Consider the following 14,481-nt stretch of genomic DNA (forward strand, 5'->3'; position numbering starts at 1 on the left):
CCTCCGCCGGGTCAGGTGTACGGGTGGCCGCCCAGCACGACCAGCTCCGGGGCGCGCAGCACCCGCAGGTCGGCTCGGGGGTCTTCGGCGTAGACGACCAGGTCCGCGGGGGCGCCGTGGGCCAGCGCGGGCCTGCCCAGCCAGGCGCGGGCGGACCAGGAGGCGGCGCCGATGGCGGCTTCGGCGGTCATGCCGACGCGGCGCAGGGCGGCGATCTCGTCGGCGATGCGGCCGTGCTTGATGCCGCCGCCGGCGTCGGTGCCCGCGTAGACCGGGACGCCCGCCTCGATCGCGGCGGCCACGGTGGCGTCGTTGCGGGCGTGCAGGGCGCGCATGTGCTCGGCGTAGCGGGGGTACTTGCCCGCCTTGGCCGCGATGCCGGGGAAGGTCTCGATGTTGATCAGGGTGGGCACCAGGGCGGTGCCGCGCCTGGCCATCTCGGCGATGGTGTCCCCGGTGAGGCCGGTGCCGTGTTCGATGCAGTCGATGCCCGCGTTGACCAGGCCGGGGACCGCGTCCTCTGAGAACACGTGCGCGGTGACCCGAGCGCCCGCGGCGTGCGCGACGGCGATGGCCTCGGTGAGGACCTCGTCCGACCAGAGCGGGGCCAGGTCGCCGGTGCTCCGGTCGATCCAGTCGCCGACCAGCTTGACCCAGCCGTCGCCGTAGGCCGCCTGCTCGGCCACGGTGGCCGGCAGCAGCTCCTCGTGCTCCAGGTCGGCGCTGACATAGGGGATGTAGCGCTTGGGGCGGGCGATGTGCTTGCCGGCGCGGATGATCCGGGGCAGGTCCTCGCGCTCCTGCAACGGGCGGGTGTCCAGCGGGGAGCCGCAGTCGCGGATCAGCAGGGTGCCCGCGTCCCGGTCGGTCTCGGCCTGTTCGGCCGCCTCGGGCAGCTCGACCGCGCCGCTGGGACCCAGGCCCACGTGGCAGTGCGCGTCGACCAGGCCGGGCAGCAGGTAGCCGCCCTCGGCCAGGGTCACCGCGTCGCGGACGGGCTCGTGCGAGACGAGCCCGTCCGCGATCCACAGGTCCCGGTGCTCGCCCTCCGGCAGGAGGACGCCGCGCAGGTGGAACGGGGGTCGAGCCTGCGTCACTTGTCGAACTTCAGCTTCGAGGGGTCGAAACCGGGCGGCAGCTGGTCCATGTTGGACAGCGCCGGGGGCAGCTCGTTGAGCCCCTTGGGCATGCCGGAGAGGTCGGGCATGCCGCCGGGGAAGCCGGGCATGCCGCCCATGCCGGGGAAGCCGCCGCGGATCTTGGGCGGGGTCGGGCCCTTGCCCTTCTTCCCCTTCTTGCCCTTGCGGCCCTTGCCGCCGCCCCTGGTGGCGCTGCCGCCGCCGATGCCGAAGCGACCGGCCATCTGCTGCATCATCTTCTTCGCGTCGAAGAAGCGGTTGACCAGGTTGTTGATCTCGCTGACCGGCACGCCGGAGCCCTTGGCGATGCGCTGCCGCCGCGAGGCGTTGATGATCTTCGGGTCGGACCGCTCGGCCGGGGTCATGCCGCGGATGATCGCCTGCACGCGGTCCAGGTGCTTCTCGTCGACCTGGGCGATGGCGTCCTTCATCTGCCCGGCGCCGGGCAGCATGCCGAGGATGTTGGACAGCGGGCCCATCTTGCGCACGGCCATCATCTGCTGGAGGAAGTCCTCCAGGGTCAGCTCGCCGGCGCCGAGCTTCTGCGCCTGCTTCTCCGCCTCGCGCGCGTCGAAGACCTGCTCGGCCTGCTCGATCAGGGTGAGCACGTCGCCCATGCCGAGGATGCGGCTGGCCATCCGGTCGGGGTGGAAGACGTCGAAGTCCTCCAGCTTCTCCCCGTTGGAGGCGTACATGATCGGCTGGCCGGTGACCTCGCGGACGCTGAGCGCGGCGCCACCGCGGGCGTCGCCGTCGAGCTTGGTCAGCACGACGCCGGTGAAGCCGACGCCCTCCTGGAAGGCGGTCGCGGTGCTGACCGCGTCCTGGCCGATCATCGCGTCGACCACGAACAGCACCTCGTCGGGCTGCACCGCGTCGCGGATGTCGGCGGCCTGCTTCATCAGCTCCTCGTCGACGCCGAGGCGGCCGGCGGTGTCGACGATGACCAGGTCGTGCTGGGACTTGCGGGCTTCCTCGATGGCCTGCCTGGCCACCGCGACCGGGTCGCCAACGCCGTTGCCGGGCTCCGGCGCGAACACCGGCACGCCCGCGCGCTGGCCGACCACCTGGAGCTGGTTGACCGCGTTGGGCCGCTGGAGGTCGCAGGCGACCAGCAGCGGGGTGTGGTTCTGCCCGGCCAGGTGCTTGGCCAGCTTGCCGGCCAGGGTGGTCTTACCCGCGCCCTGCAGACCGGCGAGCATGATCACCGTGGGCGGGGTCTTGGCCAGGTTCAGCCGCCGGGTCTCGCCGCCGAGGATGGCGACCAGCTCCTCGTTGACGATCTTGACGACCTGCTGGGCCGGGTTGAGCGCCTGGGAGACCTCGGCGCCCTTGGCCCGCTCCTTGATCTGCGCGATGAAGGTGCGCACGACGGGCAGCGCCACGTCGGCCTCGAGCAGTGCGATCCTGATCTCGCGACAGGTCGCGTCGATGTCGGCGTCGGACAGCTTGCCCTTGCCGCGCAGGTTCTTCAGGACCGATGTGAGGCGGTCGGAGAGGTTGTCGAACACGGGTCACGGGCTCCAGCGGGGTCAGGACGGCAACAGAGTTCCTGCCCCTAAGGCTAGCCGTCAGCTCGACCGCGAACCCACCAACTCCAGTTTCAGCCCGTTGGCGACGTCGCTGCGGTAGATCACGGTGGCCTTCGGCCAGCCCCGCAGCGGGCGTCCGGCGGTGAGCCGGGCGCTGATCCGCAGCGCGCGGCGCACGTGCTTGGCGAAGGAGTGCGCCGGGATGACCCGGCCGCGTTCGCGCTGTCCGGTGCGCGCCTGTTCGGGGGTGACCTCCAGCCACAGCATCCGCGGCGTGCGGCCGGTGAGCCGGGCCAGCACGGACAGCCAGCTGCGGGTGATGACCCTGGTGGCGGGCTCGTGCACGAGCACCGGTCCCCTGGTGGTGAGCGCGGCCCAGATGATGCGCAGGTGGTGCAGCAGGTGCACCAGCGGGCGGTAGCAGCGGTAGGGCAGGTTCGGCAGCCGGGCCGCCAGCGGGTCGCGGACCTGGTCGGAGTCGAGCACGGTGTACGGGCCGCTGGCGCGCAGCTTGCGGAGCAGCGAGGACTTGCCCGCGCCGGGTAGGCCGGCCAGCAGCATCAGGTCGCGGGGGCCCGCGCGGACCACGAGTGGTCCGATGCCGGGGCGGCTCGAGGTCACGCCGGTGCTGTCCACACTTGAACAACGTACGGGGCCAACCCGGACGTTCCGCCCACAGCCCATCGACAGCGGGTCAACAGGTTGAGTCTGGAGAGCACCGGTGGCGGCCTGGACCCCTCTGCCGGGCCGCCACCGGCTCTCCGCTTGTGACGCTCTGGCCTCCTGCCACGGCTCCCCACCGTGGTCCCCGAACCGCGTCACGGTGCTCAGCCTGACCGATTCGCGCAGGTCAGCGCAGCGTGATGGGCCGTGATCCGGCCTGGGTAGAACCACCTACGTCCCGCTAGGCAGCCGCCCGCCCGGGTACGGAGGGGTAGCTTCACCCGTGGCGGAGCCGGTCTCGCGCGCGGTGCCCGGTCAACGCGCGGCGGCCAGCACCGCCTTCTCGATCTTGCGGCGGGCTGGGCTGCCCGGCTCGGCGAGGCCGTTGTCGCTGGTGGTGATGCTGAAGGAGTCGACAACCGTGCCGCCCAGGGTGGCCACCCTGGCCCAGCGGACGTCGACCTTGCACGCCTCCAAGGCCGCGGCGACGCGGTGCAGCAGGCCGATGCGGTCGGTGGCGCGCAGCTCCATCACCACCGCGCCGCTGGCCTCGTCGTCGAACCACAGCACCCTGGGCGGGGCGATCTCCTCCGGCGGGCCGCCGTAGTCGCGTTCCTTGGCGGCCAGGCGGTCGGCCAGGGACAGCGTGCCGTCGAGCACCTTGACCAGCTGTTCGCGCAGCAGCGCGGCATCGGGCAGGGTGCCGAAGCGCGGGGACACGGTGAAGGTCTCCACGCCCGCGCCGGCGTGCGCGCTGACCTCGGCCGCGTGCACCTCCAGCGAGTTCAGCGCGAGCACGCCGCTGGCCAGGGACAGCAGGCCGATCCGGTCGGGGGCCAGCACGGTGACCGTGGCGGTGTGGCCGGACGGGGTGATCACCACGTGCGGTTTGCCGGTGGCCACCGCGGACTCGGCCAGTTCGGCCTGTTCGGCGGGCAGCGGGCCCGGTCCTGCCAGCTGCTCCCCCGCCATGGCGGCGCGGCAGCGGCGGGCCAGGTCGGCGATCAGCGCGGCCTTCCACTCCGTCCACACGCCGGGGCCGGTGGCCAGCGAGTCGGCCTCGGCGAGGGCGTGCAGCAGCTCCAGCACCACCGGGTCGCCGCCGAGGGTGTCCACCACGCGGTGCACGGTGGCCGGGTCCTCCACGTCGCGGCGGGTGGCGGTGTGCGGCAGCAACAGGTGGTGGCGGACGACCGAGGCGACGACCGCGACGTCGGAGGGCCACAGGCCGAGGCGTTCGCAGACCTGGGTGGCCAGTGCGGCGCCGACCTCGGAGTGGTCGCCGTCGCGGCCCTTGCCGATGTCGTGCAGCAGGGTGGCCAGCAGCAGCAGGTCGGGGCGGGAGACGGTGGTGGCCAGCCGGGCCGCGTTGGCCACCGCGTGCACCAGGTGCCGGTCCACCGTCCAGGCGTGCGCGGCATCGCGCGGCGGCAGGTCGCGGACCGCGCCCCACTCCGGGAACAGCCGTCCCCACAGGCCGGTGCGGTCCAGCGCCTCCACCACGCCGATCAGGCCGCGGCCGCAGCCGAGCAGGGCGAGCAGCTCCTGCCTGGCCTCGCTGGGCCACGGGCGGCGCAGCTCGGGCGCGGAGTCGGCCAGGCGGGCCAGGGTGCCCGCGGCGATCGGGCTGCCGGTGCGCGCGGCCGAGGCGGCCACCCGCAGCAGCAGGCCGGGATCGCGGGCCGGCACCGCGTCGCGGGCCAGCGCGACCTCGCCGCCGTGCAGCACGACCCCGTCGTCCAGTGGCCGCCGCGCCGGGCCGCGGTTCCACGGGGCGCGGCTGCTGAGTGCGGCGAAACCCTTGCGCGGCAAGGCGTTGCGCGCGGTGCGCAGGGCCACGTCCACCGCGTAGGCCACGGTGCGGCCGGTGGCGGAGAGCAGCCGGGCCAGCTCGAAGCGGTCCGGCAGGCCGAGCGCGAGGGCGATCTCGTCGCCGTCCTCGGCCCGGATGATGTCGCGGGCCTTGCCGCAGGCCCGGTGCAGCTCGGTGCGCACGTCCAGCAGCAGTGTGCGGGCCTCGCGCACCTCCTTGCCCGGCCGGTCCACCAGCTGGGTGGCGGCCAGCGCGTCCAGCAGGTTCAGGTCGCGCAGGCCGCCCTTGCCGTTCTTGAGGTCCGGCTCGACCCGGTGCGCGACCTCGCCGGAGCGCTGCCAGCGCGTCTCGGCGGCCTCCACCAGCTCCTCGAACCGGTTCCGGATGCCGGCCCGCCAGGACTGCCTGGCCCCGGCGGCGAGCCGGTCGGACAGCGACTGGTCGCCGACCAGGTGCCGCACCTCCAGCAGGCCGAGCGCGGCGCGCAGGTCCGCGCCGGCCACCTTCTCCGCCTCGGCGGTGGTGCGCACCGAGTGGTCCAGGCCGATGCCGGAGTTCCACAGCGGGTACCACAGCCGGTCGGCCAGCGCGCCCACCTCGGTCCGTCCATTGTGGACAAGAACCAGGTCGAGGTCGGAGTACGGGGCCAGCTCGCGGCGGCCCAGCGCGCCCACCGCGACCAGCGCGGTGCCGCTGCCCGCCCCGCCGATCCCGGCCAGCCCGGCGTGCGCGGCCAGCCAGAAGTCGTGCAGGTCCACCAGGGCCGCCCGTAGTGGCTCGGCGGCCAGCTTGCGGTGGCCCGGTGCGGGCGCCAGCAGCAACTGCCGCGCCCGCACCAGGTCCCCCGCGGCGGGACCGACCGACTCGCTGATCCCTGCGCTCATGCGACGCTCCGCCTCAGATCGCGTCAGTGCCGCGTTCCCCGGTGCGCACCCGCACCACGGTGTCCACCGAGGTCACCCACACCTTGCCGTCGCCGATCTTGCCGGTGCGCGCGGACTCGACGATCGCGTCGACCACCTTGTCCACCCCGGTGTCGTCGATCAGCACCTCGATGCGGATCTTGGGCACGAAGTCCACGGCGTACTCCGCGCCGCGGTAGACCTCGGTGTGCCCCTTCTGCCTGCCGTAGCCCTGGACCTCGCTGACGGTCATGCCGAGCACGCCCAGCTGCTCCAGCGCGGCCTTCACGTCGTCGATGGTGAACGGCTTGACGATCGCGGTTACCAGCTTCATGCCTTGCTCTCCTCAAGGGACGCGGTGGATGCGGAGCCCGTGGGCTTGAACGCGCCGCCCCGACCGCCGAAGGTGGCGAAGTCGTAGGCGCTCTCCGCGTGCTCGGCGTCGTCGATGCCCTCGACCTCGGCCTCCGCCTCGACCCGGAAGCCGATGGTGACCTTGATCAGGTACCCGATGAGCAGGGAGAGCACGAAGGAGTAGACGAGCACCGCGAACGCGCCGACCGCCTGCTTGCCCAGCAGCTCGAGGCCGCCACCGTAGAACAGGCCCTTGGCCGCGGCCGGGGCCGCGTCGGTGGCGAACAGGCCGATCAGCAGGGTGCCAGCCAGGCCGCCGACCAGGTGCACGCCGACCACGTCGAGCGAGTCGTCGTAGCCCAGCTTGTACTTCAGGCCCACCGCGAGGGCGCAGACCACACCGGCGATGACGCCGATGGCCAGCGCGCCGATCGGGCTGACCGCCGAGCAGGCCGGGGTGATGGCGACCAGGCCGGCCACGATGCCCGAGGCCGCGCCGAGGGTGGTGGGCTTGCCGTCGCGGAAGCGCTCCACCACCAGCCAGCCGATCATCGCCGCCGCGGTGGCGCCGATGGTGTTGACGAAGGTGACCGCGGCGGTGGTGTTGGCGGCCAGCGCGGAACCGGCGTTGAAGCCGAACCAGCCGAACCACAGCAGACCGGCGCCGAGCACCACGAACGGCAGGTTGTGCGGCTTCATCGGCTCCTTGGGCCAGCCGCGCCGCTTGCCGAGCACCAGCACCAGGGCCAGTGCGGCCGCACCCGCGTTGATGTGCACCGCGGTGCCACCGGCGAAGTCGATCGCGCCCAGCTGGTTGGCGATCCAGCCGCCGGGGTCGGTCACGTTGCCGTCTGCGTCCTTGCCGTCGAAGTCGAAGACCCAGTGCGCGACCGGGAAGTAGACCACGGTGACCCAGATCGCGGCGAAGACCAGCCACGGCACGAACCGGGTGCGGTCGGCGATCGCGCCGGAGATCAGCGCGACGGTGATGATCGCGAACATGGCCTGGAAGGCGACGAAGGCCAGCGTCGGGATGGTGCCCGAGACCGCCTCCGGGCTCATCAGCCCGCTGAGGCCGAAGAACTCGGCCGGGTCGGCCAGCCAGCCACCTGCCACGTCCTTGCCGAAGCTGAAGGAGTAGCCGTACAGGATCCACAGCACGCCGACCACGGCCATGCTGCCGACACTCATCATCAGCATGTTGAGCACACTCTTCGCGCGCACCATGCCGCCGTAGAAGAACGCAAGCCCCGGCGTCATGAGCAGCACCAGAGCGGCGCTGATCAGCACCCAGGCGGTGTCGCCTTGGTTCATTCTCGTAGTCCTCCCGTGCCTGCCACGTTGCGGTGAAGGATCGAGAGGCGGTGTTTCGTCCGGTTACGCCGGAGGTTTCACCGAAGTGAACTGTGCCGAGGCCGGTGTTACGGCTGGGTTGCGCAGACCGTCCAACAGGACGCCGAGATTGCGCCGCCACTGCTCCGGCCGGGCGAGCAGGCCCAGGGTGCGCTCGGCCGGGATGGCCGTGGCCAGCAGGAAGACCACGTCGTGGGCGTCCAGGTCGGTCCGGATCGCACCGGCGTCCTGAGCCCGCCGCACCAGCAGGGTGACCGCGGCGCGCAGGCGCTCGACCGGCTCGGTGAGGTCGGGGCCGCCCGCGCCGGCGAGGGCGGCGTGCAGGCCGCAGCTGGCCGCGCGCAGCTGCACGTAGCTCTCCGCGAAGCCGGTGAAGGCCGGCCACGGGTCCGGCTCGGCCGCGGCCTGCCGGGCCAGCTCGATCATCGTGTCGATGGTGTCGGCCAGGATCGCGGCGACCAGCTTCCGCACCGAGGGCACCCGGCGGTGCACGGTGCCCAGGCCGACCCCTGCCCGGTGCGCGATCTCCCTGGTGGTGACGCCCAGGCCCTGCTCGTCCAGTGCCTCGCGGGCGGCGGCGACCAGCCGGGCCACGTTGCGCCGGGCGTCGGCGCGGGCGGCGCCGGTGGCGAGCAGCTCCTCGACGGCGGACATGGCGGCAGTCCAAGGTCGGCGCTAAACGGGTCAGCGTGACCCGTTTAGGAGGAGGTGCCGATGATCGGAGTCGGCATCCTGGGCGCCAGCCCGGACCGCGGCTGGGCGGCCAGGGCGCACGTCCCCGCGCTGGCCGCCCAGCCGGAGTACGAGCTGGTGGCGGTGGGCACCACCAAGGCGGAGAGCGCGGCGCTGGCCAGGGAACGGTTCGGCGCGCGGCACGCCTGCACCGACGCCGCGGAGCTGGCCGGTCATCCCGAGGTGGACCTGGTGGTGGTCACGGTGAAGGTGCCGGCGCACGCCGAGCTGGTGCGGGCCGCGCTGCGGGCGGGCAAGCACGTGCTCTGCGAGTGGCCGCTGGCGCTGCACCCGGCGCAGGCCCGGGAGCTGGCTGAGGAGGCCGAGGCCGCGGGCGTGCGCGCGGTGGTCGGCTTGCAGGGGCGGTTCTCCCCCGCGGTGGTCGCGGCCCGGCGGCTGGTCGCGGACGGGCGGCTCGGGCGGATCCGGACCGCCACCCTGCTCTGCGCGCGGGCCAAGGGCGGCCCGGACGGGGCACCGGCTTGGACCGCCTACACCTTCGACCGGGCCAACGGCGCCGGGCTGGTGGAGGTGCTCGGCGGGCACGCGGTGGACCTGCTGCGGCACCTGCTCGGCCCGATCCGCGGGCTCACCGCGCGCAGCACGCTCCAGGTGCCGGAGCAGGTGATCGCCGAGACCGGGGAGCGGATCGCGGTGACCGCGCCCGACCACTTCGCCGCGGTGGCCGAGCTGGACGGCGGCGTGCTGGCCACGGTGCTGGTGCACGACGGCGAGGCGCACCGGCCCAGGGTCCGGCTGGAGATCAGCGGCACCGAGGGCAGCCTGACCCTGGCCTCCACGCCGGATGCCGAGCTGATGTCCATCCAGCCGCAGATCGGGCGGCTGGAGCTGCTGGACACCCACGGCAGGCCGGTGCCACTGCCCGAACCGGACCTGCCGGTGGCCGCGGTGAACGTGGCCGGGCTCTACCGGCAGCTGGCCGTGGACCTGCGCACGGGTTCCCGGGTGGTCCCCGGCTTCCGGGAGGCCGAGGACCTGCACCGGCTCCTGGTCAGCTGAGCAGGGCGTCCACGAAGGCGCCGGGGGTGAACGGGGCCAGGTCGTCCGGGCCCTCGCCCAGGCCGACCAGCTTGACCGGGACGCCCAGCTCGCGCTGCACCTGGAAGACGATGCCGCCCTTGGCGGTGCCGTCCAGCTTGGTCAGCACGATGCCGGTCACCTCGACCACGTCGGAGAAAACCCTGGCCTGGGTGAGGCCGTTCTGGCCGGTGGTGGCGTCCAGCACCAGCAGCACCTCGTCCACCTTGGCCTGCTTCTCCACCACCCGCTTGACCTTGCCCAGCTCGTCCATCAGGCCGGTCTTGGTGTGCAGGCGGCCCGCGGTGTCCACCAGCACGGCGTCCACCCCGGCGTCCACGCCGCGCTTGACCGCGTCGAAGGCCACGCTGGCCGGGTCCGCGCCCTCCTTGCCGCGCACGATCTCCGCGCCCGCGCGCTCGGCCCAGGTGGCCAGCTGCTCGGCGGCGGCGGCGCGGAAGGTGTCCGCCGCGCCCAGGATCACGGTGCGGCCGTCGCCGACCAGCACCCTGGCCAGCTTGCCGGTGGTGGTGGTCTTGCCGGTGCCGTTGACGCCGGTGACCAGCAGCACCGCCGGGCGGCCGTCGTGCGGCAGGGCGCGCACCGAGCGGTCCATCTCCGGCTTGAGCGCGTCCACCAGCACCTCGCGCAGCACCGCGCGGGCCGCCTCCGGGGTGCGCACGCCGCGGGTGACGATCTCCGCGCGCAGCCGCTCGATGATCTCCGCGGTGGTGGCCGCGCCCAGGTCGGCCAGCAGCAGGGTGTCCTCGACCTCGGTCCAGGAGTCCTCGTCCAGGTCGCCCGCGCCGAGCAGGCCGAGCAGGCCCTGGCCGAAGGCGGAGCGGGACTTGGCCAGCCTGCCGCGCAGCCGCTCCAGGCGACCGGCGGCGGGCTCGATGTTCTCGGGCACCGGGTGCGTCTGGGCCACCACGATCGGCTCGATCGGGGCCGGAGCCTCGGCGGCCGGGGGCAGCGGCACGTCCACGATGTCCCGGCGCGGGGTGTCCCTGGGCACCGCGGCGTCGTCGCCGACGCCGGGCTGGCCGTCGACCTCGGTGCGCTCGGTCACCGGGTGCGGTTCGGGTTCCGCGGTCGCGGCCTCGCCGCCGGGGGCGAAACTGATCTTGCGATCCGCCTGGTAGCCCGGACGGCCCTCGACCACGGGCTTGTCCTGCTCGGCGAGGCTGACCCGGCGGCGGCGGGCCAGCACGACCCCGGTGACGAGTGCGACGAGCAGCACCGCGGCGACGGCGACGGCGATCCAGATCATGACTTCGGCAGACACGGACCCATCCTCGCATCATGTGCGGTTCGGCCCTCGCCGGAGTGGCGTCTGGGCCAGGATGATGACCATGCAACCGGGTCCGTACCAGCAGCAGCCGCAGTACCCACCGCCCTACGGCTACCCACAGCCGCCGAAGAAGTCCAACGGGCCGATGATCGCGCTCGCGGCCGGCCTGGCCGTGCTGCTGGCGGCCGGGATCGGCGTGGTCATCGCGCTGACCACTGACGACTCCGCCGACACCCCGCAGGACACCGCCACCGCCGAGGCCGGTCCCGCTGACAAGCACAACGACCTGCCCGACTGCGCCGCGCTGCACGCCAAGCTCACCCTGTTCCCCGCCCTGGAGCCGGCGAACTCGAAGAAGACCACCGACACCCAGGCCGCCAGGGGCCAGGGCGACCTGCAGACGGTGGACGTCCGTTGCTACTGGGGATCCCGGCAGCCGGAGCAGAACCTGCGGGCCGAGATCACCCTGTTCCGCAGCGACAACCAGCCCCAGCACAACGGCACCAGGGACGGTGCCCAGTACTGGCTGACCATCGACAAGTCCGCCGCGGACCGGGCGGAGGGGGAGAACGTGCTGTTCCCCAAGTCCACCGGCGGCAACGGCTGCTACGGGCGATTCGCCGACGGCAACGTGCTGGTGACCCTGCACCAGGAGGGCGCGGGCATCCCCGGCGGCGCCACGCACGGCCCGGAGATCGACCAGTGCCGGGACGACATGCTGCCCAAGGGCAAGGAGTTGGTGGCCGCGCTGACCGGCTGATCTCGACTCGCTATCAACTGCGTCAGCGGCTTCAACGCACTCTTGCGTAAACTTCCGCCATGCAATAGACCACATCTTGTGAAATCTTGGCGGGTGCTCGGGCTGCTGTCCGGCACGTCGATGGACGGCATCGACGTGGCCGCGGCCGAGTTCCGCATGGGCGGCGACGGGTGGCTGGAGCTGCGCCCGCTGGGCTGTCTTGAGCTGGCCTATCCCGGCGAGCTGCGCGCCGAGCTGCTGGCCGCGCTGCCGCCCGCGGAGTGCTCGGCCCGGCAGCTGTGCCGGCTGGACACCATGGTCGGCCGGGCCTTCGGGGTGGCCGCGCTGCGCGGGCTGACCGAGCTGTGCGACGGGCGGGCCGACCTGGTCGGCTCGCTCGGGCAGACGATCTACCACTGGGTGCAGGACGGCCGCTGCGAGGGCACCCTGCAGCTGGGCCAGCCCGCCTGGATCGCCGAGGCCACCGGACTGCCGGTGGTGGCCGACCTGCGCGCCAGGGACGTGGCCGCCGGCGGGCACGGCGCGCCGCTGGCCGGACTGTTCGACCAGCTCTGGCTGGGCCACCGGGCGGCGCGGACGGCCGCGCTCAACCTCGGTGGCATCGCCAACATCAGCGTGGTCGGTGGCGCTGTGCCGCCGCTGGCCTACGACACAGGTCCGGGGAACGCGCTGCTCGACGCGGCCACCCGGCTGCTACCGGAACGTCGCGAGCGCGACGAGGGGGGCCGGCTCGCCGCCATCGGCTCCCCTCACCCGGGCCTGTTGTCGATCCTGCTGGCCGATCCCTACTACGAGCTGGCGCCGCCGAAGTCCACCGGCAAGGAGCACTACACCGCCGACTACCTGCGCGCGGCCCTGGACCGGGTGGCCGAGCCGCCCGAGGGACCGGACCTGCTCGCCACCCTGGTCGAGCTGACCGCCCAGACGGTCGCCCGGGAGTGTGAACGGCAAGAGGCCACCCGGGTGGTGGCTTCCGGAGGCGGGGTGCACAACGCCACGCTGATGGCCGCTCTGAGCAGGCATCTAGCCCCGGCCGAGCTGGTCACCAGCGCGGCCGAGGGGCTGCCTGCCGACGGCAAGGAGGGCTACCTTGCGGCGCTGCTCGGCCTGCTCACCTTCTGCGGTCAGCCCGGCAACCTGCCGGCCACCACAGGAGCGGTCGGCCCGCGCCCGCTGGGCAGCATCACCCCGGGGCGCACCGCGCTGCGCCTGCCGGAGCCGTGGCCGCGGCAACCGGTCGCGCTGCGCTGCGTCCAGGGGAACGCGGGGGTCCAGGGGAACACCGGGGCCGACGGGGGGCACATCACTGGGGAGCCGGTGCGAACCGGCGGTTAGAGCAGGAGGTGGGACGTGCGCAGTCTCGACCTGGCCATCATCGCGGTGTTCCTGGTGGGCATGCCGCTGCTGGGGATCTGGATCGGCGGCAGGCAGAAGTCGGCCAACGACTACTTCGTGGGCGAGGGCAAGATCTCGTGGTGGGTGGTCTGCCTGTCCGTGGTCTCCGCGGAGACCTCGACGCTGACCGTGCTCAGCGTGCCGACGGTGGCCTACCTGGCCACTCCCGGCGCCGGCGGGATGACCTTCCTGTCGCTGGCCATCGGGTACCTGCTGGGCCGGATCGTGGTCTCCTTCGTGCTGCTGCCCAAGTACGTGGCCGGTGACCTGGTCACCGCCTACGCCTTCCTGGGCAAGCGGTTCGGCGACGGGCTGCGCACCACCGCCTCGGTGACCTTCCTGTTCACCAGGCTGCTGGCCGACGGGCTGCGGCTGTTCGCCACCGCGATCCCGGTGAAGGTGGTGCTCGGCGCCTACGGGGTCGAGGCCAGCTACTGGACCATCGTGTTCGTGCTGGGCATCGCGATGGTGGTCTACAGCTTCTTCGGCGGGGTGCGCGCGGTGGTCTGGGTCGACGCGATCCAGATGCTCTGGTACCTGCTCGGCGCGGCCGTGGTGATCTGGGCGCTGGCCGACCGGCTGCCCGGCGACTGGCTCGGGAAAGCCTTCGACGCCAACAAGTTCCAGGTCTTCGACCTCACCTCCGACCCGCTGTACAGCCCATACGCGCTGATCACCGCGGTGATCGGCGGCGCGGTGCTGTCCATGGCCTCGCACGGCGCCGACCAGCTGATCGTGCAGCGGCTGATGGCCACCAGGGACGTCCGGGCCAGTCAGAAGGCGCTGATCGCCAGCGGTGTGGTGGTGTTCGTCCAGTTCGCCCTGTTCCTGTTCATCGGCGTGATGCTGTGGGCCTTCTACAACGCGGCCAAGCCGGTGCAGGACCTGGGGCTGAACAACAACGACGAACTGTTCGCCACCTTCATCGTCACCGAGCTGCCCAGCGGCCTCTCCGGGTTCGTCATCGCGGGCATCCTGGCCGCCGCGCTCAGCTCCTCGCTCGGCGCGCTGGCCTCCTCCACGGTGACCGACATCTACGCGCGGGTGGTCAAGCGCAAGCTCTCCGACGCCGACCTGCTCCGCCAGGGCAAGCTGTGGACGGTGATCTGGGCCGGGCTGCTGATCGTCTTCGCCGGGCTGTTCGCGCAGTTCACCAAGCGCGGCAACCCGATCGTCGAGCAGGGCCTGTCCATCACCGGCTACACCTACGGCGCGCTGCTGGGCGCGTTCCTGCTGGGGCTGATCGTGAAACGGGCCCGGCAGGCGGACGCCATCATCGCGTTCCTGGTGACCGTGCTGACCATGGTGGCGATCATCCTGCCGCCGGTGCTCAGCGGGACCAAGGGGCTGGCGTACCCGTGGTACCCGCCGATGGGCGTGGCGATCACGTTGATCGTCGGCGGGCTGTTGTCACTGCGGCACCCGCGCACACCCGCGCCGGTGGACGAAGAACCCGCCAGCGCGGCAAAGGCGGCTTAGTCCGGCACAGAACAACAAATGGCGCCGGCC

12 protein-coding genes are annotated in these 14,481 nt (G+C 72.8%); 4 read left to right on the plus strand and 8 right to left on the minus strand.

The annotated features are described in order from the left end of the window. Positions 1 to 11: 11 nt before the first annotated feature. The 7 genes from N8J89_RS33870 to N8J89_RS33900 all read right to left on the minus strand — a co-directional run bounded on the left by N8J89_RS33870 (position 12) and on the right by N8J89_RS33900 (position 8,410). Positions 12 to 1,097, minus strand: coding sequence for an amidohydrolase family protein (locus tag N8J89_RS33870; protein WP_283661037.1), 1,086 nt, complete (start codon positions 1,095 to 1,097; stop codon positions 12 to 14). Next, positions 1,094 to 2,650 carry a signal recognition particle protein gene (ffh, locus tag N8J89_RS33875; RefSeq protein ID WP_252481989.1) on the minus strand — a complete coding sequence of 519 codons (1,557 nt, stop codon included), beginning with the start codon at positions 2,648 to 2,650 and terminating at the stop codon, positions 1,094 to 1,096. The genes N8J89_RS33870 and ffh overlap by 4 nt, the downstream gene beginning before the upstream one ends. A 60-nt stretch (positions 2,651 to 2,710) precedes the next feature. Next, a complete protein-coding gene (locus N8J89_RS33880) occupies positions 2,711 to 3,307 on the minus strand; it encodes an AAA family ATPase (RefSeq protein WP_283661038.1) in 597 nt (198 codons plus the stop codon). A gap of 342 nt (positions 3,308 to 3,649) precedes the next feature. Further along, positions 3,650 to 6,031, minus strand: coding sequence for a [protein-PII] uridylyltransferase (locus N8J89_RS33885; RefSeq protein WP_283661039.1), 2,382 nt, complete (start codon positions 6,029 to 6,031; stop codon positions 3,650 to 3,652). 13 nt (positions 6,032 to 6,044) lie between these two features. Continuing rightward, on the minus strand, positions 6,045 to 6,383 hold the full coding sequence (locus N8J89_RS33890; RefSeq protein ID WP_252481985.1) for a P-II family nitrogen regulator: 339 nt from the start codon (positions 6,381 to 6,383) through the stop codon (positions 6,045 to 6,047). Continuing rightward, positions 6,380 to 7,717, minus strand: coding sequence for an ammonium transporter (locus N8J89_RS33895; protein WP_283661040.1), 1,338 nt, complete (start codon positions 7,715 to 7,717; stop codon positions 6,380 to 6,382). The genes N8J89_RS33890 and N8J89_RS33895 overlap by 4 nt, the downstream gene beginning before the upstream one ends. A 63-nt stretch (positions 7,718 to 7,780) precedes the next feature. After that, positions 7,781 to 8,410, minus strand: coding sequence for a TetR/AcrR family transcriptional regulator (locus tag N8J89_RS33900; protein ID WP_283661041.1), 630 nt, complete (start codon positions 8,408 to 8,410; stop codon positions 7,781 to 7,783). Positions 8,411 to 8,470: 60 nt separating this feature from the next. Between N8J89_RS33900 and N8J89_RS33905 the strand changes: the two genes are divergently transcribed. Then, on the plus strand, positions 8,471 to 9,508 hold the full coding sequence (locus N8J89_RS33905) for a Gfo/Idh/MocA family protein (protein WP_283661042.1): 1,038 nt from the start codon (positions 8,471 to 8,473) through the stop codon (positions 9,506 to 9,508). Here N8J89_RS33905 and ftsY read toward each other — a convergent pair. Continuing rightward, a complete protein-coding gene (ftsY, locus tag N8J89_RS33910; RefSeq protein WP_502868361.1) occupies positions 9,501 to 10,811 on the minus strand; it encodes a signal recognition particle-docking protein FtsY in 1,311 nt (436 codons plus the stop codon). The genes N8J89_RS33905 and ftsY overlap by 8 nt on opposite strands. A gap of 67 nt (positions 10,812 to 10,878) precedes the next feature. On the opposite strand from ftsY, the gene N8J89_RS33915 reads away from it, so the two are divergent. From N8J89_RS33915 to N8J89_RS33925, 3 genes are all read left to right on the plus strand, one after another. Then, positions 10,879 to 11,577: a hypothetical protein gene (locus N8J89_RS33915; RefSeq protein ID WP_283661043.1), complete on the plus strand. Its 699-nt coding sequence runs from the start codon at positions 10,879 to 10,881 to the stop codon at positions 11,575 to 11,577. A gap of 120 nt (positions 11,578 to 11,697) precedes the next feature. Beyond that, positions 11,698 to 12,912 carry an anhydro-N-acetylmuramic acid kinase gene (locus tag N8J89_RS33920; protein WP_283666317.1) on the plus strand — a complete coding sequence of 405 codons (1,215 nt, stop codon included), beginning with the start codon at positions 11,698 to 11,700 and terminating at the stop codon, positions 12,910 to 12,912. Positions 12,913 to 12,927: 15 nt separating this feature from the next. Beyond that, positions 12,928 to 14,451, plus strand: a complete 1,524-nt coding sequence (locus N8J89_RS33925; protein ID WP_283661044.1) for a sodium:solute symporter — start codon at positions 12,928 to 12,930, stop codon at positions 14,449 to 14,451. Positions 14,452 to 14,481 lie beyond the last annotated feature (30 nt).

It is taken from the genome of Crossiella sp. CA-258035 (genome assembly GCF_030064675.1).
Classification (GTDB): Bacteria; Actinomycetota; Actinomycetes; order Mycobacteriales; family Pseudonocardiaceae; genus Crossiella.